This is a genomic window from Pseudomonas sp. PDM24 (assembly GCF_019218905.1).
GTDB lineage: Bacteria > Pseudomonadota > Gammaproteobacteria > Pseudomonadales > Pseudomonadaceae > Aquipseudomonas.
On the sequence record NZ_JAHUWR010000004.1, the window covers coordinates 454,325 to 480,022 of the forward strand.

24 protein-coding genes are annotated in these 25,698 nt (G+C 60.8%); 5 read left to right on the forward strand and 19 right to left on the reverse strand.

Annotated elements, in window-relative coordinates:
• Nucleotides 1-114: 114 nt before the first annotated feature.
• From KW837_RS16565 to cbiE, 19 genes are all read right to left on the reverse strand, one after another.
• The gene (locus KW837_RS16565; RefSeq protein WP_218397254.1) at nucleotides 115-954 is read right to left on the reverse strand and encodes an urease accessory protein UreD; all 840 of its coding nucleotides are present in this window, start codon (nucleotides 952-954) and stop codon (nucleotides 115-117) included.
• Between the two features lie 30 nt (nucleotides 955-984).
• The gene (gene urtE / locus KW837_RS16570) at nucleotides 985-1,683 is read right to left on the reverse strand and encodes an urea ABC transporter ATP-binding subunit UrtE (RefSeq protein ID WP_123721453.1); all 699 of its coding nucleotides are present in this window, start codon (nucleotides 1,681-1,683) and stop codon (nucleotides 985-987) included.
• A 131-nt stretch (nucleotides 1,684-1,814) separates the two neighbouring features.
• Nucleotides 1,815-2,684 (reverse strand): urea ABC transporter ATP-binding protein UrtD, encoded by an 870-nt coding sequence (gene urtD, locus KW837_RS16575; RefSeq protein WP_218397257.1) that lies wholly within the window; start codon nucleotides 2,682-2,684, stop codon nucleotides 1,815-1,817.
• Nucleotides 2,681-3,760: an urea ABC transporter permease subunit UrtC gene (urtC, locus tag KW837_RS16580; RefSeq protein WP_063341711.1), complete on the reverse strand. Its 1,080-nt coding sequence runs from the start codon at nucleotides 3,758-3,760 to the stop codon at nucleotides 2,681-2,683. Before urtC ends, urtD begins: the two co-directional genes overlap by 4 nt.
• Complete coding sequence (gene urtB / locus KW837_RS16585; RefSeq protein ID WP_218397259.1) at nucleotides 3,760-5,262, reverse strand: urea ABC transporter permease subunit UrtB; 1,503 nt, start codon at nucleotides 5,260-5,262, stop codon at nucleotides 3,760-3,762. Before urtB ends, urtC begins: the two co-directional genes overlap by 1 nt.
• A gap of 162 nt (nucleotides 5,263-5,424) precedes the next feature.
• Nucleotides 5,425-6,690, reverse strand: coding sequence for an urea ABC transporter substrate-binding protein (gene urtA / locus KW837_RS16590; protein ID WP_218397261.1), 1,266 nt, complete (start codon nucleotides 6,688-6,690; stop codon nucleotides 5,425-5,427).
• A 441-nt stretch (nucleotides 6,691-7,131) separates the two neighbouring features.
• Entirely contained in the window at nucleotides 7,132-7,503 is a 372-nt protein-coding gene (locus tag KW837_RS16595) for a DUF6124 family protein (RefSeq protein ID WP_218397263.1), read from the reverse strand.
• 513 nt (nucleotides 7,504-8,016) lie between these two features.
• A complete protein-coding gene (locus tag KW837_RS16600; RefSeq protein ID WP_218397265.1) occupies nucleotides 8,017-9,027 on the reverse strand; it encodes an iron ABC transporter permease in 1,011 nt (336 codons plus the stop codon).
• Complete coding sequence (locus KW837_RS16605; RefSeq protein WP_218397267.1) at nucleotides 9,024-9,971, reverse strand: ABC transporter substrate-binding protein; 948 nt, start codon at nucleotides 9,969-9,971, stop codon at nucleotides 9,024-9,026. The genes KW837_RS16600 and KW837_RS16605 overlap by 4 nt, the downstream gene beginning before the upstream one ends.
• Entirely contained in the window at nucleotides 9,968-10,756 is a 789-nt protein-coding gene (locus KW837_RS16610; protein ID WP_218397269.1) for an ABC transporter ATP-binding protein, read from the reverse strand. The genes KW837_RS16605 and KW837_RS16610 overlap by 4 nt, the downstream gene beginning before the upstream one ends.
• A gap of 236 nt (nucleotides 10,757-10,992) precedes the next feature.
• Nucleotides 10,993-12,372, reverse strand: a complete 1,380-nt coding sequence (locus KW837_RS16615; RefSeq protein WP_218397271.1) for a PepSY domain-containing protein — start codon at nucleotides 12,370-12,372, stop codon at nucleotides 10,993-10,995.
• Between the two features lie 150 nt (nucleotides 12,373-12,522).
• Nucleotides 12,523-14,640 (reverse strand): TonB-dependent copper receptor, encoded by a 2,118-nt coding sequence (locus tag KW837_RS16620; RefSeq protein WP_218397273.1) that lies wholly within the window; start codon nucleotides 14,638-14,640, stop codon nucleotides 12,523-12,525.
• An 84-nt stretch (nucleotides 14,641-14,724) separates the two neighbouring features.
• Nucleotides 14,725-15,168, reverse strand: coding sequence for a DUF2946 domain-containing protein (locus KW837_RS16625; protein ID WP_218397275.1), 444 nt, complete (start codon nucleotides 15,166-15,168; stop codon nucleotides 14,725-14,727).
• A gap of 21 nt (nucleotides 15,169-15,189) precedes the next feature.
• Complete coding sequence (locus KW837_RS16630) at nucleotides 15,190-15,669, reverse strand: copper chaperone PCu(A)C (protein WP_218397276.1); 480 nt, start codon at nucleotides 15,667-15,669, stop codon at nucleotides 15,190-15,192.
• Between the two features lie 48 nt (nucleotides 15,670-15,717).
• Nucleotides 15,718-16,116: a DUF2946 domain-containing protein gene (locus KW837_RS16635; RefSeq protein WP_218397278.1), complete on the reverse strand. Its 399-nt coding sequence runs from the start codon at nucleotides 16,114-16,116 to the stop codon at nucleotides 15,718-15,720.
• 49 nt (nucleotides 16,117-16,165) lie between these two features.
• Nucleotides 16,166-16,477 (reverse strand): hypothetical protein, encoded by a 312-nt coding sequence (locus KW837_RS16640; protein WP_218397280.1) that lies wholly within the window; start codon nucleotides 16,475-16,477, stop codon nucleotides 16,166-16,168.
• A gap of 254 nt (nucleotides 16,478-16,731) precedes the next feature.
• Nucleotides 16,732-17,454 (reverse strand): cobalt-precorrin-6A reductase, encoded by a 723-nt coding sequence (locus KW837_RS16645; protein ID WP_218397282.1) that lies wholly within the window; start codon nucleotides 17,452-17,454, stop codon nucleotides 16,732-16,734.
• Nucleotides 17,451-18,548 (reverse strand): cobalt-precorrin-5B (C(1))-methyltransferase, encoded by a 1,098-nt coding sequence (locus KW837_RS16650; RefSeq protein WP_218397284.1) that lies wholly within the window; start codon nucleotides 18,546-18,548, stop codon nucleotides 17,451-17,453. Before KW837_RS16650 ends, KW837_RS16645 begins: the two co-directional genes overlap by 4 nt.
• Nucleotides 18,541-19,752 (reverse strand): precorrin-6y C5,15-methyltransferase (decarboxylating) subunit CbiE, encoded by a 1,212-nt coding sequence (gene cbiE / locus KW837_RS16655; protein WP_218397286.1) that lies wholly within the window; start codon nucleotides 19,750-19,752, stop codon nucleotides 18,541-18,543. The genes KW837_RS16650 and cbiE overlap by 8 nt, the downstream gene beginning before the upstream one ends.
• A 243-nt stretch (nucleotides 19,753-19,995) precedes the next feature.
• Between cbiE and KW837_RS16660 the strand changes: the two genes are divergently transcribed.
• The 5 genes from KW837_RS16660 (at nucleotide 19,996) to cobJ (ending at nucleotide 25,149) form a co-directional block, all read left to right on the forward strand.
• Nucleotides 19,996-20,652 carry a hypothetical protein gene (locus KW837_RS16660; RefSeq protein WP_218397288.1) on the forward strand — a complete coding sequence of 219 codons (657 nt, stop codon included), beginning with the start codon at nucleotides 19,996-19,998 and terminating at the stop codon, nucleotides 20,650-20,652.
• Nucleotides 20,653-20,794: 142 nt separating this feature from the next.
• On the forward strand, nucleotides 20,795-22,096 hold the full coding sequence (gene cobG / locus KW837_RS16665) for a precorrin-3B synthase (RefSeq protein ID WP_218397290.1): 1,302 nt from the start codon (nucleotides 20,795-20,797) through the stop codon (nucleotides 22,094-22,096).
• Nucleotides 22,089-22,715: a precorrin-8X methylmutase gene (locus KW837_RS16670; RefSeq protein ID WP_218397292.1), complete on the forward strand. Its 627-nt coding sequence runs from the start codon at nucleotides 22,089-22,091 to the stop codon at nucleotides 22,713-22,715. The genes cobG and KW837_RS16670 overlap by 8 nt, the downstream gene beginning before the upstream one ends.
• Nucleotides 22,715-23,446 carry a precorrin-2 C(20)-methyltransferase gene (locus tag KW837_RS16675; RefSeq protein WP_030128260.1) on the forward strand — a complete coding sequence of 244 codons (732 nt, stop codon included), beginning with the start codon at nucleotides 22,715-22,717 and terminating at the stop codon, nucleotides 23,444-23,446. The genes KW837_RS16670 and KW837_RS16675 overlap by 1 nt, the downstream gene beginning before the upstream one ends.
• The gene (cobJ, locus tag KW837_RS16680) at nucleotides 23,446-25,149 is read left to right on the forward strand and encodes a precorrin-3B C(17)-methyltransferase (protein WP_218397294.1); all 1,704 of its coding nucleotides are present in this window, start codon (nucleotides 23,446-23,448) and stop codon (nucleotides 25,147-25,149) included. The genes KW837_RS16675 and cobJ overlap by 1 nt, the downstream gene beginning before the upstream one ends.
• The last annotated feature ends 549 nt before the right edge of the window (nucleotides 25,150-25,698 follow it).

Here is a 25,698-nt window from a genome sequence, read left to right on the forward strand (position 1 = left end):
ATTACTCAACCTGTAGGAGCGAGGCTTGCCCGCGAAGAACGATAACGCGGTCCTCCAGTTAAACCGAGGCGCTCCCTTCGCGGGCAAGCCTCGCTCCTACAGGGTGGATTGTGTTCAGGTGCTCCATATTCTTGGTGGGACGGCTTCTCGCCCCAGCAACGCCGGGCGCAATAACCGCCACACATCGATCAGCCAACCACGTGCCAACAGCGCCTCACTGGCCAGGCATCGGGCGACCAAAAGCCCCGGCAATTGCGTCAGATCTCCGCGCACGTCATTGCTCAGCGAACGGCACTTCTCCAGTAATTCGCTATCGACTTCACCCGTCACCAGCAACGTCGCAAACACCGGTTGGCCGTCCAGCCCTATCGGCGAATCCAGCAAACCATCATTGCCGACAATGCGCTGGCGTTCGTGCCAGAGCAACTGGCCATCGCGGCGTATATCCAGATGCGCCTGAAAATGTCCGAGATCGAAACGCTCGCCACTGGCCGGGCGACCCAGCGCCACCACATCCCAGTAGAACAGCCGCGCATCGCCCTCAAGGTCGATGCGGGTGCTGAGTTCCGCCTGAGCGTCGCTGAAGATAATCGTCTCTTGCGGCAGCCACTCCAACGTAGCACCGGCGGCCACGCGCAGGTCGAGTTTCTGATAAGCCGGCCCTGCCGCGCGATACCACTTGGCGGCGCCGGGGCTGGTGATTTGCGCCCAGGCATGCGTGCCGACGCTGGCCGAGATGTCCAGCCGATCACCACCGGCAATCCCGCCCGGCGGGTGGACGATGATGTGCTGACACACCTCGGGGCCTTCGGCGTACAAATGCTTCTGCACCCGCAACGGACCTTTATGGCGACGCTGCACCGGGCGCGTGCTGTCGCCGAAACGGGCGTAGCCCAATTCCAGCTCGGCATGCCAGCTGGGGGTGAACAGCGTGATAGGGGCAGGTAAATTCATAATTTCAATTAATCGCCAGGAAGCTGCAGGTTAGATCGTAACCAGTCCACGGACACCTTCGGCTTCCATATTTTCGCCGCGCCCTTGTTGCACGATCTCGCCTCGGGACATGACCAGGTACTGATCGGCCAGTTCGGCGGCGAAATCATAGAACTGCTCCACCAGCAGAATCGCCATATCACCGCGAGCCGCGAGCTGCTTGATCACCGCGCCGATTTCCTTGATCACCGACGGCTGGATGCCTTCGGTGGGTTCGTCGAGGATCAGCAGCCGTGGACGACTGGCCAGTGCTCTGCCGATCGCCAGTTGCTGTTGCTGACCACCGGACAAGTCACCGCCACGCCGTTGTTTCATTTGCAGCAGCACCGGGAACAGCTCGTAGATGAACGCCGGGACCTCCTTGGCTTCAGCGCCGGGAAACCGTGAGAGGCCCATCAGCAGGTTTTCTTCCACGGTCAGTCGGCCAAAGATTTCCCGGCCCTGAGGCACGTAAGCGATGCCGGCATGCACCCGTTGGTGCGGCTTGAACGTGGTGATCGGTTTGCCTTCCCAGTTCACCGCGCCCTCCTTGGCCGGCAGCAAGCCCATCAGGCATTTGAGCAGGGTAGTCTTGCCCACGCCATTGCGCCCGAGCAGGCAGGTGACTTCGCCGACCTTCACCTCAAACGTCAGGCCCCGCAGGATGTGGCTACCGCCGTAATACTGGTGCAGCTTGTCGACTTGCAGCATGTTCAAAATTCCCCTCAATCCCCTGTGGGAGCGGGCTTGCTCGCGAAGACGGATTCAAATTCAACATTTGGGTCGCCTGACACACCGCCTTCGCGAGCAAGCCCGCTCCCACATTGGAGTGTGTTTGCAATCTAACGACCGAGATACACCTCGATCACCCGCTCATTGTCCTGCACCTGTTCCAGCGACCCTTCGGCCAGCACGCTGCCCTGGTGCAACACGGTGACGTGGTCGGCAATCGAGCCGACGAAGCCCATGTCGTGTTCCACCACCATTAGCGAATGCTTGCCCGCCAGGCTCTTGAACAGCTCGGCGGTGAATTCGGTTTCGGCGTCGGTCATGCCCGCCACCGGTTCGTCGAGCAGCAGCAGTTGTGGGTCTTGCATCAGCAGCATGCCGATTTCCAGAAACTGCTTCTGGCCGTGGGACAACAAACCCGCCGGGCGATTGACCGAGGCAGTCAGGCGGATGGTTTCCAGCACTTCGCTGATGCGATCTTTCTGCTCGCCACTGAGACGAGCCCGCAGGCTGGCCCATACCGACTTGTCGGTCTTCTGCGCCAACTCCAGGTTTTCGAACACGCTCAAGGCCTCGAACACCGTCGGCTTCTGGAATTTGCGACCGATACCAGCCTGGGCAATCTGCACTTCGCTCATCTGCGTCAGGTCCAGGGTTTCACCGAACCAGGCTTTGCCATGACTTGGGCGAGTCTTGCCGGTGATCACGTCCATCAACGTGGTCTTGCCCGCGCCATTGGGGCCGATGATGCAGCGCAATTCGCCGACACCGATGTACAGGTTCAGAGCGTTCAGCGCCTTGAAACCATCGAAGCTGACGCTGATGTCTTCCAGGGTCAGGATGGTGCCGTGGCGGGTATTCAGGCCGGGGCCGACGCGTTGGCCGAGACCGATGGCATCGCGGCTGCTGCCGGCGTCCCTGTTGGGCTCCGGCGGGAAAAAGACCGGTTCGAGCATGAATTCAGCCGTCGGTGTAATTCTCATGATTCACCCCTTTTCTTCAGCAGACCGATCACACCCTTAGGCAGATACAACGTCACGACGATGAACAGTGCGCCGAGGAAAAACAGCCAGTACTCCGGAAAGGCCACGGTGAACCAACTCTTCATCCCGTTGACCACACCGGCACCGAGCAGCGGACCGATCAGCGTGCCGCGACCACCCAGCGCCACCCAAACGGCGGCTTCGATGGAGTTGGTCGGCGACATTTCACTCGGGTTGATAATCCCGACTTGCGGCACATACAGCGCGCCCGCCAAGCCGCACAGCACCGCGCTCAACACCCAGACAAACAACTTGAAACCGCGTGGATCGTAACCGCAGAACATCAAGCGGTTTTCCGCATCGCGCAACGCGGTCAACACCCGGCCGAACTTGCTTTGCGCCAGCCGCCAACCAATGAACAGACTCGCCACCAGCAACAACACCGTGGCGAAAAACAACACCGCACGCGTCCCCGGTTCAGTGATGCCAAACCCGAGAATGGTGCGGAAGTTGGTGAAGCCGTTATTGCCGCCAAACCCGGTTTCGTTGCGGAAAAACAGCAACATCCCGGCGAAGGTCAGGGCCTGGGTCATGATCGAGAAATACACGCCTTTGATCCGCGAGCGGAAGGCGAAGAAACCGAACACCAGCGCCAGCAGTCCCGGCGCTAATACAACGAGACACATGGCCCAGAGGAAGCTGCTGGTCCCGGTCCAGTACCACGGCAGTTCGGTCCACGACAGGAACGTCATGAACGCCGGCAAGCCATCGCCCGAGGCCTGGCGCATCAAGTACATGCCCATCGCGTAACCGCCGAGGGCGAAGAACAGACCGTGCCCCAGCGACAACAGGCCGGCGTAACCCCAGACCAGATCGAGGGCCAGGGCAACGATGGCGTAGCAGAGAATCTTGCCCACCAACGTCAGGGTGTAGGCCGAGACGTGAAAAACACTGATGGGCGATAACAGCGACAGCAGCGGCAACGCCAACAGCAAAACAAGGATCACCGCGCCAACAGCGAGGGTGACTTTTGGGCCGGCCTTTTGTGTGGCCGTGAGCAGTAGGGGCTGATTCATCAGTCGATCACCCGTCCTTTCAGTGCGAAGAGGCCTTGCGGACGTTTCTGGATGAACAGAATGATCAGCGCGAGGATCAGGATTTTGCCCAGCACCGCACCGATCTGCGGTTCGAGAATCTTGTTGGCTATCCCTAAGCCGAAGGCGGCCAATACGCTACCGGCCAATTGGCCGACACCGCCGAGCACCACCACCAGGAATGAGTCGATGATGTAACTCTGACCGAGGTCCGGGCCGACGTTGCCGATCTGGCTCAGCGCCACACCGCCGAGGCCAGCGATTCCCGAGCCGAGGCCGAAAGCGAGCATGTCGACGCGCCCGGTCGGTACGCCGCAGCAGGCGGCCATGTTGCGGTTCTGGGTGACGGCGCGCACGTTGAGGCCCAGCCGCGTCTTGTTCAGCAGCAGCCAGGTCAGCACCACCACAAACAAGGCGAACGCGATGATCACGATGCGGTTGTACGGCAGCACCAGATTCGGCAGCACCTGAATTCCGCCCGAGAGCCAGGCCGGGTTGGCCACTTCAACGTTCTGCGCGCCGAACACCAGGCGCACCAACTGAATCAGCATCAGGCTGATGCCCCACGTCGCCAGCAGGGTTTCCAATGGGCGGCCGTAGAGGTGACGAATCACCGTGCGCTCCAGCGCCATGCCGATCCCGGCGGTGACAAAAAACGCTACCGGCAAAGCAATCAGCGGGTAGAACTCAATGGCTTGCGGGGCGAAGCGCTGGAACATCAGCTGCACCACGTAAGTCGAGTAGGCGCCGAGCATCAGCATCTCGCCGTGGGCCATGTTGATCACGCCGAGCAGGCCGAAGGTGATCGCCAGCCCCAACGCCGCGAGTAGCAGGATCGAACCGAGGGACATACCACTGAACGCCTGCCCGAGCATCTCGCCGATCAGCAGTTTGCGTTTGACCTGGGCCAGGCTGGTTTCGGCGGCGGTGCGCACATTGGCATCGGCTTCGACGCCGGATTCAAGCAAACCTTCGAGACGGGTGCGGGCCAGTGGATCGCCGGTTTCACCGAGCAGACGCACAGCGGCGAGGCGCACGGCCGGGTCGGTATCGACCAGTTGCAGGTTGGCCAGCGCCAGGCTCAGGGCTGCGTGAACGGTTTCGTCTTTTTCGCCAGCCAGTTGTTGGTCGAGGAATTTCAACTGCGCCGGTTTGGCGCTTTTTTGCAATTGCTGCGCGGCGGCCAGACGGATTTTGGCGTCGGCGGCGAGCAATTGGTGGCAGGCCAAAGCGGTGTCGATCAGACCGCGCAGGCGATTGTTCAGGCGCAGGGTTTTTGGTTGGCCATCGACCGTCAATTCGCCTTGTTGCAGAGCGTTGATCAGTTCGATACGAGCCGGATCGGGCTGCGCGGCCCAGGTTTCCAAGAGTTTTGCTTGTTGCACGGGATTGGCCGCGACGAAGTCTTCGGCGTCGCCGGCGTGGGTGGCCATCGGCAATAACAGCGCGACGGCGAGAATGAAACGGTAAAGGGCAGTGGGCATAGAGAGTCGCCTTGACGCGGACATTGTGGGAGCGGGCTTGCTCGCGAATGCGGACTCACATTCAACATGTCAGTCGCCTGGCACACCGCTTTCGCGAGCAAGCCCGCTCCCACAGGGGATTTTGCCTGGCCGGAGAGTTAATCCGGCCCGACATCCAGTGGCTTAGTTACTCTTCACCGCATAGTCCGGCTTCTTGTCGTTACCCTGAATGAACGGGCTCCACGGTTGGGCGCGGATCGGCCCTTCGGTCTGCCACACCACGTTGAACTGACCGTCGGCCTGAATCTCGCCGATCATCACCGGCTTGTGCAGGTGGTGGTTGGTCTTGTCCATGGTCAGGGTGTAACCGGACGGCGCGGCGAAGGTCTGGCCGGCCAGGGCTTCGCGGACTTTGTCGACCTCGGTGGACTTGGCTTTTTCCGCCGCTTGCGCCCACATATGGATACCGACATAGGTGGCCTCCATCGGGTCGTTGGTCACCGCTTTGTCGGCGCCCGGCAGGTTGTGTTTCTTGGCGTAGGCTTTCCAGTCGGCGACGAATTTCTTGTTCTGCGGGTTCTCGACCGACTCGAAGTAGTTCCACGCCGCGAGGTTGCCCACCAGCGGTTTGGTGTCGATGCCACGCAGTTCTTCTTCGCCCACGGAGAACGCCACAACCGGAACGTCGGTGGCTTTCAGGCCCTGGTTGGCCAGCTCTTTATAGAACGGCACGTTGGAGTCGCCATTGACGGTGGAGATGACGGCGGTCTTGCCACCGGCGGAGAATTTTTTGATGTTGGCGACGATGGTTTGATAGTCGCTATGACCGAACGGGGTGTAGACCTCTTCGATGTCCTTGTCCGCCACACCTTTGGAGTGCAGGAACGAGCGCAGAATCTTGTTGGTGGTGCGCGGGTACACGTAGTCGGTGCCGAGCAGGAAGTAACGCTTGGCGCTGCCACCTTCTTCGCTCATCAGGTATTCCACCGCCGGAATCGCCTGCTGGTTAGGCGCGGCGCCGGTGTAAAACACGTTCGGCGACATCTCTTCGCCTTCGTACTGCACCGGGTAGAACAGCAGACCGTTGAGCTCTTCGAACACCGGCAATACCGACTTACGCGACACCGACGTCCAGCAACCGAACACCACGGCCACCTTGTCCTGAGTCAGCAACTGCCGGCCCTTCTCGGCGAACAACGGCCAGTTCGATGCGGGGTCAACCACCACCGGTTCAAGCATCTTGCCGTTCACACCGCCCTTGGCGTTGATTTCGTCGATGGTCATCAACGCCATGTCTTTGAGCGAGGTTTCGGAAATCGCCATGGTCCCGGACAACGAATGCAGAATACCGACCTTGATGGTCTCGGCGGCCTGGACCGTCCAGGCCATGCCCATCGCGGCAATGCTTGCCGATAGTGTGAAAGCCTTGATCAAACTGCGACGCTTCATTGTGCGATCTCCATGAACGTTAAAGTTTTTTATGGTTGGCAGATGCGGACGACTGAAGGGTCTTTAGCAAGGGCTGTGCCCGGTCGGGGAAGGGCAAGGAAATGTCGTATTAGAGCGGTTGCGGGGTTTGGATGACGCACCATGAAGGATCGCGTCTGGCGCGTTGGTGCGAGAAGATGCGCCACATTGGGGCGCAGAAATTGGCTGGCTCCTGTAGGAGCGAAGCTTGCTCGCGAAGACGGCGGCACATCCAGTATCAATGTGTCTGACCTAACGCTTTCGCGGGCAAGCCTCGCTCCTACAAGTGCTTTGTGTCGTACACCGAATCTGTGTACGACGTTGAACCCATGTGGGAGCGAGCCTGCTCGCGATGGCGGTGTGTCAGTCACAGTGATGTTGGATGTACTGCCGTCTTCGCGAGCAAGCCTGCTCCCACAGGGACTACGCCGGGTCGACGCTATCCAGCGCCCGGTTCACCGCCAGCTCCGCCAGCATGATGACCTGCTGAATTGCCATCGCCGTATGGCGCTGCGGGCCGATCAGATTGTTGGCGAAATCGCTGGCCAGGACACTTGCCGAGGCCAACGATTCACAGGCGTGGGCCAGCAGGCTTTCGGTGCCGGCATCCGGGGCAACCAGGAACAGGGTGCTGGGGCGACGGGGTTTTTCGGTGTATTGCGCCGGGGGATCGAGGTAGTAGTCGAGGGCGCGTTTTATGGCTTCGCGGTCTTTGAGGAGGTCGTCGTCGCGCGATTTTTCGGCTTCGGGAGTGGTGATATCGATGGGTGGATCGGGAACTATCTTCTTGCTCATCGGGTGTTGTCTCTTAATGAGCCATCCTTTGTCGTTTCTCACGCGACGAAGGGGTGGCAGCTATGTGCGGAGTGAGAAACCGGTCACCACCCAAACCCGGCCGGACCGAAGTCCGCCCGCACACAGCCGCCATAGAGCATTGCAGACAGCGGATAAGCTGGCGGCAATTATGGTGGTACTGATGTTGGATTAACAGGGCTACCGGGTTCTCACACCCGATCGCTGAGTGTTCAGCGACAGCCCAAGACTAGAGGGCCCGCGTCCGACGAACAACCTGAAAAACCCGTGGGAAACTTCCGTGTTTTGACACATCCGTTAAACATTCAAAAACAGCATTCAGCCCCCAATCCCACGTCTGACACCGAGTTCCGTCTGACACTGATGACTGTAGGAGCTGTCGAGTGAAACGAGGCTGCGATCTTTTGATCTTAAAAAATCAAAGTCAAAAGATCGCAGCCTCGTTTCACTCGGCAGCTCCTACAGGGGGGCTGTGTGCATCTGGTAGAGAAGGGATCAGCGGCGGCGCATCAGGCCGATGAAGAACAACCCGCCGATGGCTGCGGTGGCGACGCCGATGGGCAGGTCTTCCGGGGCGATCAGGGTGCGGGCGGCGACATCGACCCAGACGAGGAACAGACTGCCCAACAGGACGCACACGGGCAGCAGTCGCCGGTGTTCCGCCCCGACCAGTCGCCGGGCAATGTGCGGCACCATCAGCCCTACAAACCCGATAGACCCACTGATCGACACCAACACCCCAGTCATCAACGACGCAATCAAAAACACCCGCAACCGCACCGTGCGAGCATTCAAACCGAGAGTCACAGCAGTCTGCTCACCCGCCATCAACGCATTCAACGGCCGGGCCATCCCCAGCAACAACACCAACCCAAGCAACACACTCGCCGCCGGCACCGCAAGCAATTCCCAACGCGCCAGCCCGAGGCCGCCGAGCATCCAGAACATCACCGCCGAACTGGCGCGATGGTCGCCCAGAAACAACAGCAAATTGGCAATCGCCATCATCACGAACGACACCGCCACGCCGCACAGCAACAGTCGATCACTGTCCAGCCGCCCATGACGGTTGGCAATCATCAGCACGATCAACATGCTCAACAACGCGCCGATAAACGCCGCAATCGGCAAGGTCAGCAGCCCGACGATTTCACCGATATGCAGCACCACAATCACCGCACCGAGGGTCGCACCGGACGTCACCCCGAGCAGGTGCGGGTCCGCCAGAGGATTGCGCGTCACCGCTTGCAGCACCGCACCGATCAACGCCAGGCCGGCGCCCACCAGCGCACCGAGCAACATGCGCGGCACGCGGATCAGCCAGACGATGTGTTCCTGCCCGGCCGTCCAGTCCGGAACACCGAAACCAAAAATCTTGTGCAGCAATATTCGCCACACCACGTCCACCGGCACCCGCGCCGGGCCTGCGCCCAGCGACACCACGCACGACACCAGCAACAGCGCGCCGAGGACGGTCAGCAACAGGGCATAGCGACGATCGATCATTCGCCGTGGAAACCCTTGGCCAGGGTTTCGACCGCCAGTACGTTATCGATCCCCGGCGTGGCCTGTACGTAAGGAATGACGATGAAGCGCTGATTCTTGATCGCGTCCACCGATTGCAGGGCTTTGTTGTTCAGCAGGAATTGCTCCTTCTGCTCCGCGGTAACTTCGCCGTAATCGACGATCACGATCACCTGCGGATTGCGCTCGACCACGTTCTCCCAATTGACACGGGTCCAGCTCGCCTCGACGTCGTCGAGAATGTTGCGCCCGCCCGCTGCATCGATCAGCGCCTGAGGCATGCCGAGTCGCCCGGACGTCATGGCCCGGTCTTCACCGCTGTCGTACAGAAATACCCGAGGCTTGTCGGTCGGCAGATCCTTGCGGATGTCGGCGACTTGCGCCTGCATCTGGGCAATCACGGTATTGGCGCGATCCTGCACGTCGAAGATTTTTCCGAGGTTGCGCAGGTCGTTGTAGGTGTCTTCCAGGCTGGCCGGTGGGCGCTTCATGACGAAGGCGCAGGACTCGGTAAGTTCGTAGACGTTGATGCCCAGCGGTTGCAGGGTTTGCGGCGTGAGATCACCGCCCACGCGCATGCCGTAATCCCAACCGGCGAAGAAGAAATCGACGTTGGCATTGAGCAGGGTTTCCACCGACGGGTACTTGGCCGCCAGTTCCGGCAAGCCATCAAGGATGGTCTGCATCTGGGGTGTCACCGACTTCCAGCCGGTCACGCCGCTGTAGCCGGCCATCTGCGGTTTGAGGCCGAGGGCGAGCATCATCTGGGTCATGTTGATGTCATGGCTGACCGCGTGTTTCGGCGCTTGCTTGAACGTCACTTCGCGGTTGCAGCTCTGGACGGTCAGCGGGTATTTCGTGGCCTCGGCGAAGGCTTGGGCACTGCCCAGCAACAGAGTGAGACACAGCAGGGAACGCAAAGTCATGGTTGGGTTATCCAGGTGATTCGTGGGTAGCCGTGCAAGGGATGGTCGTCGATCAGGGCGTCGACGCCGAACACGTTGTGCAAAAGTTGGGCGGTCAGGACTTCTTTGGGTGGACCGCTGGCGACGATGCGCCCGTGATTGATCACGTACAGCCGGTCGCAAAAAGCTGCCGCCAGATTGAGGTCATGGATGCTCGCCAGCGTGCCGATCTGCAGACGCTTGACCAGTTGCAACAGCTCCAGCTGATAGCGCGGGTCGAGGTGATTGGTCGGCTCGTCGAGGATCAGCAATTGCGGCTGCTGGGCCAGGGCGCGGGCGAGGATCACGCGCTGCTTTTCACCGCCGGACAGGGGGGCGAAGGCGTGGTCTTCGAAGCCCTTGAGGCCGACCGATTCCAGGGCCTGGCTGGCGAAGTTTCGATCCTCGAGTGTATCGCCATCAAACAGGCCTTTGTGCGGCGTGCGGCCCATGGCGACCACTTCATCCACGGTCAGGCCGAAGGCGTCGGGGAACTCCTGCAAGACCACGGCGATGCGTTGTGCGCACCAACGTGAGGATTGCTTCCAGACGTTGTGATGGTCGAGTTTTACCTCACCGCTTTCCGGTTTGCTGAAGCGATAAGCGCATCGCAACAGGCTGGTCTTGCCGCTGCCGTTGGGGCCGATCAACCCGACGAACTCGCCAGCAGCCACGTGCAACGATGCGTCACGCAGCTGGAACTGGTGATGGCAGTGGCCGTGGCCCAGGGGTGTCCAGGCGAGGTTCGTGAGGTTCAGCGAGGTCATGCAGTTCTCTTGGGAGTTTGGGTGTGGCTCATGACGCTTTCGCGGGCAAGCCTCGCTCCTACAGGGTTTGTGTCGTACGCAATAGTTGTGATCGACATAAACCTTGTGTGTCGTACGCAATATTTGTGATCGGCACAAAACCTGTAGGAGCGAGGCTTGCCCGCGAAGAGGCCCTATGCTTCAGAGATAAGCGCCAGAAGTCTATAGATCCTTCTAAAACGCGCATCTCGCCTGCTTCATGATGAAGCTGAAGTGGATTCAGTTTGCCGGCTCAAACGCGACAGCAGCACACGATCCAACACCCACACCACAATCAGCGAAGCCCCCACCAACGGAAACATCACCGCCAACCCGAACATGATGACCATCGCGGTTTTCCATTTCGGCAGGTCGTGACGCAACGGCGGTACACCGAACTTGCCCTGTGGCCGGCGTTTCCACCAGATCACCACACCGCTGACGGTGCTGAGCAAAATCATCAGGCAGATCAGCAGCACGATGATCTGATTGAGCGGGCCGAACATCTTGCCTTCGTGCAGCATCACGCCGACTTCCGTGGCCCGGGCGACGTTGCTGTAATGCTTCCAGCGCACGTCGGCGAGGACGTCGCCGGTGTACTGGTCGACATGCAGGGTGGCATCGTTGCGCGGGTCGTCGGCGAACAAGGCGATGGTGAACACGCCGGTGGCTGTAGTGGGGAAGGTGACGCTGTAGCCGGGCTCGACCTTGCGTTGCACGGCGATGTTTTGCACGTCTTGCAGGCTGATGGTCGGCGCTGCCGGGCCGGCTTGCGTGCCGGTGTGAGCCATGTGTTCAGCGTGGTCGCCGGACATCGGCATCGGCGTGTTTTCCATGGCCCACGGCACGGTCTGGCGCGTGGCGCTGTTGAGGCTGCGGGCCTCGACGTCGGATTTGGGCACCTCATTCCACATGGCTACCGGGAAGCGGTTCCAGAGGTCGGCGTATTGCTTGCCCCAGAACCCGGTCCAGGTCATGCCGCTAAGCAGCATCACCAGCAACAATGATGCGCCCCAGAACCCGGTCACCGCGTGCAGGTCGCGCCAAAGCACTCGGCCGCGACTGTTCAAGCGAGGCCAGAGAATCCCGGCGGACTGGCCGCGCGGCCACCATAAAAATACCCCGGAGACCACCAGCACCACACCCCAACCGGCGGCCAGTTCTACCAGCCGATCACCAACGGTGCCGATCATCAATTCGCCGTGAATCAAGCGCGCAATCGCTTGCAGATTCTTCTTCGCGTCTTGCTCGCCAAGGATGTCGCCGTGGTATGGATCGATGAACACGTTCAGTTCATGACCTTCATTGATCACCACAAATTGCGCACTGCGTTCGGCGTTGACCGGCGGCAGGTACTGTTTGATCTGGCCCCGTGGATACGCCTCTTTCACCCGTTTGAGCAGGTCGTCTGCGGCGACTGTGTGATGAGCCGCAGGGACGTTCAGCAGGCTGCCGTACATCAACGGATCGAGTTGCGGTTTGAACAGGTAGATGATGCCGGTCAGGGCCAGCATCACCATGAATGGCGCGACGAACAGGCCGGCATAGAAATGCCAGCGCCAGGCCAGGTTGTAGAAATTCGGTTTGGGCTGTTTCATTTAGAGTGCTCCGCCAGGCTTGGATCTTTTGTTGTTTGGTGACTGCTGCGCAGTCGTTCGCGGGCAAGCCTCGCTCCTACAGGTTCAGGTTGTTCGCAATAACCACATACGACACAAAACCTGTAGGAGCGAGGCTTGCCCGCGAAGCTCTTAAAAGCTCATATCAACCTTGGTCCAGAGCGTGCGCCCCGGTTCGTTGATGGCTTGCGGATCATTGGCCGGGAAGCCGAAACCGGCGTTGCCCGCCAGGTTCAAGTGTTCGGCGTAAGCCTTGCCGAACACATTGTCGACGCCGCTGCTGACCTTCCAGTTCTTGTTGATCCGGTACGCGCCGTTGAGCGAGAACACACCGAACCCGGAGCTCGTGTCGAAGTCTTTGCCAACCACGTTGCCCTTGTTCCGGTCGATGCGGTTCTGCGCCGCCACCACGCGCCACAAGGCGCCGGCGCTCCAGTTGTCTTCGCTGTAGGTCAGGCCGAAACGGGCATCCAGCGGTGGCATCTGCGGCAGGGCGCTGCCGTCGCTGCTGTTCTTGCCCCAGGCGTAGGCCAGGGTCGCGTCGGCTTTCCAGTTGGCCGTCAGCTTGTAGGCCGCGCCGAGTTCGCCGCCCATGATTCGCGCGTCGATGTTCTCGGCTTGCGAGGTCATGCCCATCATCCCCGGCGTGTAGTTGAACAGGATGTAGTCACGCACCTGTCCGACGTAACCCGAGGCCCAGGCTTCGAGGTCTTCGGTCTTGTATTGCAGGCCGAAGTCGAGCTGGGTGGTTTTCTCTGGTTTGATCGAGTCGAACGCATTCACCGAACCGGCGGGGCCGGACTTGGGTGAAAACAGTTCCCAGTAATCCGGGAAACGCTGGGCGTGACCGAGGCCCGCGTACAGCGTGGTCGGGCTGTCGGCCAAGTCATGCTCGTAACGGACGAAACCGCTCGGCAGTGTATCGGCGCGGGTGTCGTCGGCCGTCGGGTTCGGCCGGGCCATCATCCCGGAGCCGATGGTTTGCCGGTAATCCTTGGCCGACGCGCGATCCAGTCGTGCCCCGGTGATCAACCGATCACGGTCGGCGGCGTACCAGGTCAGTTCGCTGAACACACCGTAGTTGTGGAAGTCGGCGTCCTTGTTGCGCGGCACATCCTTGTAGGCGTCGACGCCCATTGCGCTGCGTTGGCGGTGTTCGTTGGTCTGCGCGTCCAGGCCACTGATCAGTTGCACATCGGCCCAGCGCCAGGTGGCTTTGATCCGCGCGCCGAGGGTTCGACGGTCGACGTTGGAGGCCATGGGGCCGGCCATCATCCCGGTGCCGGACGGCGTGCGCAGGGTGTAGTTGTCCATCACGTGGTCGGCGTAGTTGTAGTAGACCTGCGCCTCGACCTTATCCAATACCTCACCGATGTTTGACTGCTCGAAGCGCAGGCCCAGGCTTTCGCGCAAGAACTGCGAACCGTCCATGCCGCGCCCGGCGTAACGGGCTTCGCCATCGCCCTTGCCGGCGGTCAGTTCCAGCAGCGTGTCGGCGCTCGGGGTCCAGCCGACAGCGACGTCGCCGTTCCACTTGTCATAGCGCGAGGGCACGGTGTCATTGTTGCCGTCCTTGTAGTCGTCGGAATGCGCGGTGTTGCCGATCACGCGCACGTAACCCAACGGCCCGCCGGCAGCGGCGTCCACCACTTTGTCGAAGCGGCCGTTGGAACCGGCCAGCACGCTGGCGTTCACTCGGGTGCCGAGTTCGCCGAAGCTTTCCGGCTCACGGTCGAACAGGACAGTGCCGGCGGATGCGCCGGGGCCCCAGAGCACGGTTTGCGGGCCTTTGATGACGGTGAGTTTGTCGTAGGTTTCCGGCGAGATGTATGAGGTTGGCGCATCCATGCGGCCGGGGCAGGCGCCGAGCATCATGCTGCCGTTGGTGAGGATATTCAGTCGCGAGCCGAACATGCCGCGCAGCACCGGATCGCCGTTGGTGCCGCCGTTGCGTACCAGCGCGAAGCCGGGGATGGTTTTCAGATAATCGCCACCGTCGCTGGCCGGCACCGGTTGGCGCGGGTCCTTGGGGCTGGTGACGATGGTCAGTGGCGAACTCGGCGCAATGGCGGTGATCACCGTCGGGCTCAGTTCTTCGGTGTGGCCGGTATGTTCATCGGCCAGCACCATCGGTGTCAGCAGCAAGCCGCAAAGAATGGCGGTGGCGTGCCTGAAGCGAACGCGAGATTCGTTCAGGGCAAAAGAAGCCTGGGCAGCGCCCAAACGTGTGTCAGCAGAAAACCTGGACATGACAATTTCCATCGAACAGTCGTAAACGACACGGCCGGCAGCCTGCGGCTGTCTTCTAAACCGTGTGAAATTGGAAGTGAGTGTTTACGCGACGATGGGCGGTGCGCGGGTGCGGGCGCCGGGGAAGAAGGTTTCCCGGGCGTGGCCCAGGCGGGTGGAGGGGGTGGTGAAGGTGGTGGCTTTGGGCGTGTCGAATGCAATGAAGGCCTGACCGCCAGTGAGCGCCGGGCAATTGAACAGCAGGCTGCAATAGCCGCATTTTTCCCAGAGTGCGTGATGGTCGGCTTTGGGTGGGCAGTGCTCGGCGGCGGGTTGCGCGCCATGTTCCATGGCCGACATGTCCATGGGCATGTCCATCGACATGCTCATGCTCATGGACATTGAGGCGCGTTGATCCATCGGCATCGACTGAGAAATCAGCGGGCCGATAAAGATCATCAGCATGGCGAACAGGCTGATCCAGCTGCCGCGCGTCAAGCTCATTGGCTGACGGCTGTGCACGGATGACCGGATGCCAAGCGGGCGCATGGGCGTTTTCAACGTGGGCGATTACTGAGCGTGCATATGCTCTTGCATGCCGTCAGGCGCCTTTTTCTGCACCGCAACCTCGACCGTCACATCGCCGGATTTTTCGAAGTGCATCGTCAGCGCGAAGCGCTTGCCGTCGCTCAACAGGCTGCGGTCTTTCAGCTCCAGCAGCATTACGTGATAGGCCATCGGTGCGAAGGTGACTTCGCCGCCAGCCGGAATTTCGACGCTTGGCACTTGCTGCATTTTCATCAGGTCGTTTTGCATCACGTGCTCGTGCAACTCGGCAACGCCTGCGATCGGCGAGTTGACGCTCAGCAGTCGGTCAGCCGTTTTGCCGTTGTTGTGAATCACGAAATACGCCGCGACGGTGGGCGCGTTGGGCGGCAACTCTTGCGACCATGGATGGGCGATCTCAAGCTCGCCAGCCTTGTATTCGTGAGCATTGGCAAAACAGGCAGGCAACAGCAATACAGCCAGAACGATGAGTTTGTTCAACATGGCAGTTCTCCAGAACGATTCAAAACGCAGGTCAATTGCGAGAAGGAATCACACCAGAGGGGACGCACGGGGGTTGAGACTCGGCCATTGCTGGCGCGGTGTAAGGGTGTCGAGCGTGGCAGGAGGCAGGCTTCGATTGGCCTCGAAACGCGCGTAATACAACTGCGGAGCATGCCCCGGCAATGCCACCAATGGTGCAGAGCCCGAACAGCACCAGCAATGCTGCATGTTGGAATGATCGTCGCCCTGCGGAGCTTTCTGCTCGATATCGCCCAGGGAAATCGCTACCAGTTTAGTGCCGTTGGAAGAGCAGAAACTGCCCCACAGCAACTGTTCGGCCGGCGATTTCGCCGTCTGCGCCATCGCTCCAGACATCGGCATGGCGAGCATGTTGAACAGCACTGCAAAGCAGGCGATCCAGGCAAATGCGAGCCGTTGTCGGGACATGAGGGCAGATCCGGTTGAGTGGGCGATCAGGCGCGGCTATTTAGCCTGATCAGGGGCGATAAGTAAAAAGACCGCGTGCGGTGTGGTGTCGCAGTGCTTCAGTCAGCATGTCGAGCAGCCGACGTGCGAGCTCAGACTCGCCGTTTTGAAAGAGTGTAGCGACTTCGATTCTTAATGCCTGAGCGAATTGAGCGTTGCTTTGAATCCTTGCCCGGATTGTGTGTTTGACATCTCTGAACGCCACACGATTGAGGCTCCCATCGCCTGGGTCTTCCTCTTCGCAAGCCTTGATGTAGTGCCACATATCGATAGGCGTCTGGATAAACTCGGTGATATCGAAACGAGTGAATTTTTCGGGCATTCGGCATTCCCCGCTACGTTAAGTGGTACCCGAAATATAGGAGTTGGGTTGTGAGCCCACAAGTCAGCCGATTTGGATGATGTTGTGCGTTACGTCCGATGGATATGTAGGGTGTTGCACATTTTCTGTAGCAGCTGCCGAAGGCTGCGTTCGGCTGCGTAGCAGTCGTGATCCCATGCGCCACGATCAACCTGACGGACCGTGGTGTTTGATTTTACGACTGCTGCGCAGCCGAACGCAGGCTTCGCCAGCTGCTACAGGTTTTGTGCAAGGGCCGCTAATACCTCATCCACCGCCCAAAACTCCCGCTCAACCCCCGGCAACACCGGTCGCTTCAACACCAGCACCGGCACTCCACGTTCCCGCGCCACTTCCAGCTTCGGCTCGGTGGCGGTGCTGCCGCTGTTCTTGCTGATCAGCACGTCGATCTGCCGACGCTCGAACAGCTCGCGTTCATCCTCGATCAGAAACGGCCCACGCGCGCCAATCACCTCGCAGCGCTCATTCCCGGGATAAGCGTCCAACGCACGCAACGTCCAGAATTGCTCCGGCGGGATTTCGTGTAGGTGCTGCAATGGCTCGCGACCAAGGGTAAACAGCGGTCGGCGGAAGGGTTTCAGTGCTTCGATCAGTTCGGCCCAGTCGCTGACTTCGCGCCAGTCATCTCCGGCTTGTGGTTGCCAGGCCGGACGCCGCAAAGCCCAGCACGCAATGCCGCTCAATTGCGCGGCGGTCGCGGCGTTCTGGCTGATTTGCGCTGCGTAGGGATGGGTCGCATCCAGCAGCAGGTCGATGCCTTCATCGCGAATGAACTGCGCCAGACCTTCAGCGCCGCCATAGCCGCCAACCCGAATCTGGCAGTTCAGATCCGTCGGCACGCGACCGACACCGGCCAGGCTATAGATGTGTTCCGGGCCCAGCGTCCGGGCGATGGTCATGGCCTCCGTGACGCCGCCGAGCAACAACACGCGCTTCATTGAAAAACTCCTGCATGGCCGACAATCCCGCCCTGGCGATCGATGGCGAATACTTCGACCTGAACCTGCGCCGGCACCACGCTGCGGGCAAAGTCCAACGCGTGCTGGCACACCGCGTCGCCGAGCGCGATCCCGGCAGCGCTGGCCATGGCCAACGCCTGCTGACTGGTATTGGCTTGGCGAATCGCCTGTTGCAACGTCTCATCGGCGCCGACCGCTGCTGCCCATTCGGCCAGTTGCGGCAGGTCGATGCTGGAATGCCGACTGTGCAAATCCATGTGCCCGGCCGCCAGTTTGCTGATCTTGCCGAACCCGCCGCACAGGCTGAGTTTATCCACAGGCACTTTGCGCAAGTGCTTGAGCACCGCGCCAACGAAGTCACCCATTTCGATCAGGGCGATTTCCGGCAAGTCGTAGACCCGGCGCATGGTGTCTTCGCTGGCGTTGCCGGTGCACGCGGCGATATGCAGGAAACCGTTGGTTTTGGCGACGTCGATGCCTTGGTGGATAGAGGCGATGTAGGCCGCGCAGGAGAATGGCCGGACGATGCCGCTGGTGCCGAGGATCGACAGGCCGCCGAGAATTCCCAGTCGCGGGTTCATGGTTTTCAGTGCCAGGGCTTCGCCGTCCTCGACGTTCACCGTAACCTCGAAGCCGCCCTGATAATCCAGTTCTTCGGCCAGCTGCGTCAGGTGCTCACTGATCATCTTGCGCGGCACCGGGTTGATCGCCGGTTCGCCGACGTTCAGCACCAGCCCGGGCCGTGTGACGGTGCCCACCCCACGACCGGCGCTGAAGCGAATGCCCGGCTCACTGTGCAGGCGCACCTGGGAAAAGAGCAGGGCGCCGTGGGTCACGTCCGGGTCGTCACCGGCGTCCTTGATCGTTCCGGCTTCGGCGCCGTCGTTCATCAACCGACAGAATTCCAGGCGCATTTGCACCCGTTTGCCTTTGGGCAGAATGATCTCGACGGCGTCCGCTTCCACGCCACTGAGCAGCAGGCGTGCCGCCGCGAGGCTGGTGGCGGTGGCGCAGCTGCCGGTGGTCAGGCCGCTGCGCAGCGGGGCGGGTTGTTCGGCGGTTTCGTCACGCATCAAGGGGTTTCGTCACGTCTAGCAAGGTAATCGGTAGCGCCTGACGCCAGGTGTCGAACTCACCCAACGGTTGCGCCTGAGCGACATGAATGCGGGTCAGTTCACCGCCATGCCGTTCGCGCCAGGCCATCAGGGTCACTTCGCTTTGCAGGGTGACGGCGTTGGCCACCAGTCGACCGCCGGGTTTGAGTTGCGCCCAGCAAGTATCGAGCACGCCTTCGCGGGTGACGCCGCCACCGATGAAAATGGCGTCCGGGCGTTCCAGCCCATCCAGGGCTTGGGGCGCGCTGCCGCGAATCAAATGCAGGCCGGGGACGCCCAAGGCATCGCGGTTGTGTTCGATCAACAACTGTCGTCCCTCATCCGCTTCGATGGCCAGTGCCCGGCAACTCGGATGAGCGCGCATCCATTCGATGCCGATCGAACCGCTGCCAGCGCCGACGTCCCACAGCAGTTCGCCGGGAACCGGGGCCAGGCGCGCGAGGGTAATGGCGCGCACATCGCGTTTGGTCAGTTGGCCGTCATGCTTGAAGGCAGAGTCTGGCAACCCGGCGAGTCGGGACAGGCGTGGCGTGTTCGGTTCGGCGATGCATTCGATGGCGATCAGGTTCAGATCGGCAATCAGCGGGTCGTTCCAGTCGTTGGCGACGCCCTCGATGCGTCGTTCGGCATCGCCGCCCAGATGTTCCAGCACAGTGAGGCGACTCGGCCCGAAACCGCGCTCGCGCAGCAATGCCGCGATGGCCGCCGGAGTCTGACCGTCGTTGCTCAACACCAGCAAGCGCACACCACTGGACACATGGGCGTTGAGTGCGGCGACGGGGCGCGCGACCACCGACAGTGTCACCACATCCTGCAACGGCCAGCCCAGGCGAGCGGCCGCCAGTGACACGGAAGACGGAGCGGGCAGGATCAGCATTTCCGCGCCGGGCAGGTGCCGCGCCAGGCTGGCGCCGACGCCAAAGAACATCGGGTCGCCGCTGGCCAGTACACAAACCGGCTCGCCACGCAGCGCCAGTAACGGCTCAAGGGTAAACGGACTGGGCCACAACTGGCGTTCGCCGCGAATGCACACCGGCAGCAAGTCCAGTTGGCGCTGGCCGCCGATGATCCGCGAGGCGGCCATCAGGGCGCGCCGGGCGTTCTTGCCCAGGCCCTTGAAGCCGTCTTCACCGATTCCCACAACCGTTAGCCAGGGTGTCATGCCGTTCCTTAATCCAGGGTTGATCTTCAAGGGCGGCATGATAACGCGGCTGCCGGTATCTGACGCGGGTCGGTTGTCGGAGAATGTTTAACCGATAGCGGAAACTTAATGTTGTGCAAAAGCGGTTTGCTTAATGCGTGTTTTTGCTAGTTTGGGGTCAGCTTAAGTCGGGCTTAATGAAAGTTCTGATTTAACGACGAAGCATTTTATTTTTTAATGATTGCCAAGTTGGCAGGAAGAGATATGGATATCAATTCAAACACAGATAACATCCGCAGTAATGCAATCGCCGTGAATAATATGTTGTTCACAGGCATCGGGGGCCAGACTGCAGCCGACAACCATTTTGTAAAGAATTGCGTTCTACTCGCGCAGATCAAGGCGGACAAACTTTACAACAGCAGTACCCAGCCAGGTGAGTGGTTCAATCACTTTGCCGGCATTCTCTGGTCATTTGGCTGGAGCCTTGAGGAACAGCCCGTGGTTCTGGTCCAGCGCGAATTTTCCGGTAGCGTGCAGGAGGCATGGCGAAAGTTGGCGGCGCCGTTGCTCGCGCGTTCCCAACTGGCACAAGTTGAAGCAGGACTTGCAGCGCTGGAAAACGATGCGGCGATCCTGGAAAAGTTTACCGCCCTGAGTGGCAAGACGTTCAGCTCGCATATTTTGCCGATCAGTTATAACGCCAGCGGCGAGTTGGTCGTGGTGCTCAGTCACATCCGGTTTATCAAGATGGTCCTCAATACCACCTATCTGTTTTGGCAGATCCATCAGCCGATGTCGCAACTGGATATTCGCGCCAGAAAACTGGTGATCAAGCGCCGGGCGATGGATGCCCATCGAGCGAGCGTTGAGCAGGCCCTTCGCGAGATCCCTTTCAAGCTTGAAGAATACGAACTCTGAACAGCGCCAGGCTGCTTAATGTGTAGCCATGGCGGATTCCGACCGGCAGGCATTTTCATGCGCTCGGGCAAAGCAGGCATAATGGCGACCTTTCGCCCACCACAGCACTGCCAGCCGGTCACCTCCTTTGAACGAACGCCCGATGTCCACCGCTTTACGCCCCTCGGCCTGCCCGGGGTTGCTGCGTATCGTCCAGGCACTGGATGGCGGCATCTGTCGGATCAAATTGAACGGCGGCTCGATCAGCACTGCCCAGGCTGAAGCGGTGGCCCGTGCGGCCGAACGGTTTGCCGGGGGCGTGATCGAGGCGACCAACCGCGCCAATCTGCAGATTCGCGGGATCGGCAGCGAGCAGACGGCACTGATCGACAGCCTGCTCGCCGCCGGATTGGGCCCGCGAACCGCCGCTGGCGACGATGTGCGCAACCTGATGCTCAGCCCGGCCGCCGGGATTGATCGGCATAGGCTGTTCGACACGCGCCCGCTGGCTGAACAGATTCTCGACACCTTGCAAAGCCACGAACGTTTCCATGAGCTCAGCGCCAAGTTTGCCGTGCAACTCGACGGCGGCGAGGCGTTGGCGATGCTCGAACACCCCCATGATCTGTGGTTGTCTGCTGCTGAGCGAGACGGCGAACGGTTGCTGGCATTCGGTCTGGCGGGTTGCCCCACGGACACGCCCGCAGGTTCAGTGTCACTTGAGCAAGGACACGGGTTGGTCGTTGCGGTGCTGGAGTTATTTCTCGACCTAGCGCGGCCCGATCAAACACGGATGCGTCATGTGCTGGCCAAAATCCCGGCCGCGGATTTTCTCGCTCGCCTGGCCGAGCGTGTGCCTTTGAACCCGATCACCGATTGGCGGCGTACATCGAGCCCGGATGCTCTGCACATCGGCGTTCATCCGCAGGCTGGAACCGAATATGTCTATATCGGTGCCGTACCTCCTTTGGGGCGGCTCGATCCCGTCATGCTCAGAGGCGCGGCGCAACTGGCGCACGAGTTCGGTGACGGGAGCCTGCGTTTCACCCCATGGCAAAGTCTGTTGCTACCCACTGTTGGAAAAGAACGGGCGCCCGAAGTCATTCGGCGCCTGGAGCAACTGGGCCTGCTGTGTGAACCCGATCAGCCCTTGTCACGGTTGATCGCCTGCACCGGCTCCGCTGGCTGCGGCAAAGGCCTGGCCGATACCAAGAGCGACGCCTTGCAATTGGCTGCGCTGTTGCAACGCCACGATCAAACGGTGCATCTGTCTGGCTGCCAGCGTTCCTGCGCCGCCGCCCATGGGGTGCCGGTCACGTTACTGGCCGTCGCACCCGGTCGCTACGACCTCTATTTTCGCGATGCGGGGCAGTCGGGTTTCGGCGCCCTGCATGCACGCAATCTTACTATTGAAGCGGTCGGCGCCTTGCTCGACGCCCACCCACGGAGTTCCCTTGATGCTTGATTACATCCGCGACGGTCAGGAGATCTATCGCAACTCCTTCGCGATCATTCGCGCCGAGGCCAACCTCGAGCGCATCCCGGCCGATCTGGAGAAACTCGCGGTGCGGGTGATCCACGCCTGCGGCATGGTCGAGGCCATTGACGGTCTGCAATTTTCCGAAGGTGCGGGTAAGGCCGGGCGTGATGCGCTGGCGGCCGGCGCGCCGATTCTGTGCGACGCGCGGATGGTCAGCGAAGGCGTGACCCGCGCGCGTTTGCCTGCCAATAACCAAGTGATCTGCACCCTGCGCGACGACAGCGTTCCGGAGCTTGCCCGTGAGTTGGGCAACACCCGTTCCGCCGCCGCGCTGGAACTGTGGCGCCCGCACCTGGAAGGCAGCGTGGTGGTGATCGGCAATGCGCCGACCGCGCTGTTTTATCTGTTGGAAATGCTCGACGCCGGCGCGCCGAAACCGGCGCTGATCCTCGGCTTCCCGGTGGGTTTCGTCGGCGCCGCCGAATCCAAGGCGATGCTCGCGGCGGACAGCCGTGGCGTGCCTTTCGTCATCATGCAAGGCCGGCTGGGCGGTAGTGCCATGGCCGCCGCCGCCGTCAACGCCCTCGCCACGGAGATCGAATGATGCAGCAACCTGGACGTTTGATTGGCCTGGGCGTCGGCCCCGGTGATCCGGAACTGATTACCGTCAAAGCCTTGCGCCTGCTGCGCGAATCGCCGGTGGTGGCGTACTTCGTCGCCAAGGGCAAAAAGGGCAACGCCTTCGGCATCATCGAAGCGCACCTGCAGGACGCGCAAACCCTGCTGCCGCTGGTTTATCCGGTGACCACCGAAGCGCTGCCGGCGCCGTTGTCGTACGAACAAGTGATCAGCGATTTCTACGATGCGGCTGGCGAACAACTCGCTGCGCACCTGGACGCTGGCCGTGACGTGGCGGTGATCTGCGAAGGCGATCCGTTCTTCTACGGCTCCTACATGTACCTGCACGATCGTCTGGCCGAACGTTATGAAGCCGAAGTCGTGCCGGGGGTCTGCTCGATGCTCGGCGGTGCGTCGGTACTTGGTGCGCCGCTGGTGTATCGCAATCAGAGCCTGTCGGTATTGTCGGGGGTGTTGCCCCACGAAGACCTCAAGCGGCGACTGGCCGATGCCGATGCCGCAGTGATCATGAAACTGGGGCGCAACTTTCCCAAGGTCCGTCAGGTCTTGGAAGAACTCGGTCTGGCAGAGCGTGCGCTGTACGTCGAGCGCGCGACCATGGCCAATCAGAAGATCGTGCCGCTGGATCAGGTCGAGCCGATGTCCTCGCCGTATTTCTCGCTGATCATCGTTCCCGGTGAAAGGTGGCAAGGCTGATGACTCATTCCGCTCCGGCGATTGTCGTTCTCGGCAATGGTAGCCTCGCCACCGCACGCAAAATTCAGCAGGTGTATCCGGGCGCATTGATCCATGGATTGGCCGAACGGGTCGATGGCGCGGACCATGTTTATCACGAGTTCGGCGCGACCCTGCGCGAGCTTTATCAACAGGACACGCCGATCATCGCGCTGTGCGCCGCCGGGATTGTGATCCGCACCCTGGCGCCGTTGCTGCTGGAAAAAGGTGCTGAGCCACCGGTGCTGGCCGTGGCCGAAGACGGCAGCGCCGTGGTGCCGCTGCTCGGCGGCCTCGGTGGGGTGAATGTCATGGCGCGCGAGATTGCCGCTGGCCTCGACGTCGCTGCCGCGATCACCACCAGCGGAGAGTTGCGTTTTGGCACCTGCCTGCTCAATCCACCCGCCGGCTATGCCTTGGGCGATCTGGAGTTGGGCAAGCGCTTCGTCTCGGACTTGCTGGCTGGCGAACACGTGCGCATCGAAGGCGCTGCGCCCTGGTTGGCGCAAGCACAGTTACCGCAGGATCCCGAGGCTCATTTGTCGATCCATGTCGGCAGCGCGGAACGAACGCCGGTAGCCACTGAACTGTTGATTTACCCGCGCAGTGTGTTGTTGGCGGTCAGCGCCAGCGTGGCGGACTTGCCCCAGGCGATTCGCGCGGCGCTGCGTCAGACGCAAGTCGCCGGGCAATCGCTGGCGTGCTTGTTGGCGCCAGCCACGGAAATGGCCAGCCCGACGTTGCGCGAAGCGGCGCTTGAGTTGGGTGTGCCGCTGCGTTTTGCGTCGGCTGCCAGCGATGCCAGCGAGTTGGCTCGCGAGGCTATTCCCGGCGCGACGATTATCCCGATCGACGCGAACCTGGCGCTGGCAATCGCCGAACAGCCGCTGAACGTTGCGCAGGTCGGCCAGCCACGCGGTCGACTGGCGGTGATCGGCCTCGGCCCGGGCGCTGCCGAACTGATGGTGCCTGCGGTGAAGGCCGAACTGGCCAGGGCCACTGACGTGCTCGGCTACGAAACCTATGTGCGCATGGCCGGGCCGTTTCGCCCGGATCAAGTGCTGCACTGCACCGACAACCGCGAAGAGATGCAGCGTGCCCGTCACGCCTTCGAACTGGCGGCCCAGGGGCGGTCGGTGATCGTGGTCTCATCCGGTGATCCCGGCGTGTTCGCCATGGCCGCCGCCGTGCTGGAAGCCTTGCACGAGTCGACTGACCCGGCCTGGCACAGCGTCGATCTGGAGATCCTGCCGGGGGTTTCCGCTTCGCTGGCGACGGCCGCTCAGGCCGGTGCGCCGTTGGGGCATGACTTCTGCGTGATGTCCCTGTCGGACAACCTCAAGCCGTGGTCGATCATCGAAAAGCGTCTGGACCTGGCCGCCGAAGCCGATCTGGCGCTGGCCTTCTACAATCCGATCTCCCGCTCGCGGCCATGGCAGCTGGGCCGTGCGCTGGAGATCGTCGCGCAGCACCGTACCCCTGAAACGCCAGTGGTGCTGGGACGTGATATCGGTCGCCCCGGCCAGACGCTGCGGACCACTACACTCGGCGCGCTCACGCCGGAGCAAGTGGACATGCGCACCATGGTGCTGATCGGCTCGTCCACCACTTGCGTGTTCCCCCGCGCCGAAGGCGGTGACTGGGTGTACACGCCGCGCTGGTATGGCAACAAACCCCTCTGCTGAAATCTGGCGGCCCGCCCGGGCCGCCTTCATCACCTCAGTCCGGTTACTTCTCTCGATTGTTTCGGCATTTGTGCGTGTAAGCCTGTTCGGTTGTTTGAGTGGGATTTTGTTACCTGCCACGAAGAATTTTTATTCTGCTTTGTAGGACGTTCTACTTTGATTCCCGGATTTTTCAGGGTGTGACGAATCATTATTTCAGGCGCTTGTTCTGAGGTCCGGCCTATAAAGGGCTTTCCAGTATTTTGGCTTGTGAGTCATGACTAAACGAGTAAAAGTGCATAAGTCTGTAACGTTGGATGTAATGTTTGTTTTGTAATTAATTGAATTCCTTGTTGGTTGAGCAGTATTGCGTGCCGGGTTAGTTTTAACGTGTGCTTTATTGGTGTTGGTCGATTTTAAAGAAGTTGTGTGACGCTTCGGCGATATACCTCTAAATGTATTGATGCTTGATGCCCGTCTTGGAGCGACGGCGCTTTCTTCGCTTTATTTATAACAGGTTAAATGCCCGGGTGCCTGAGTGCCCTTGTGGAATCATCATTATCTAGAGTC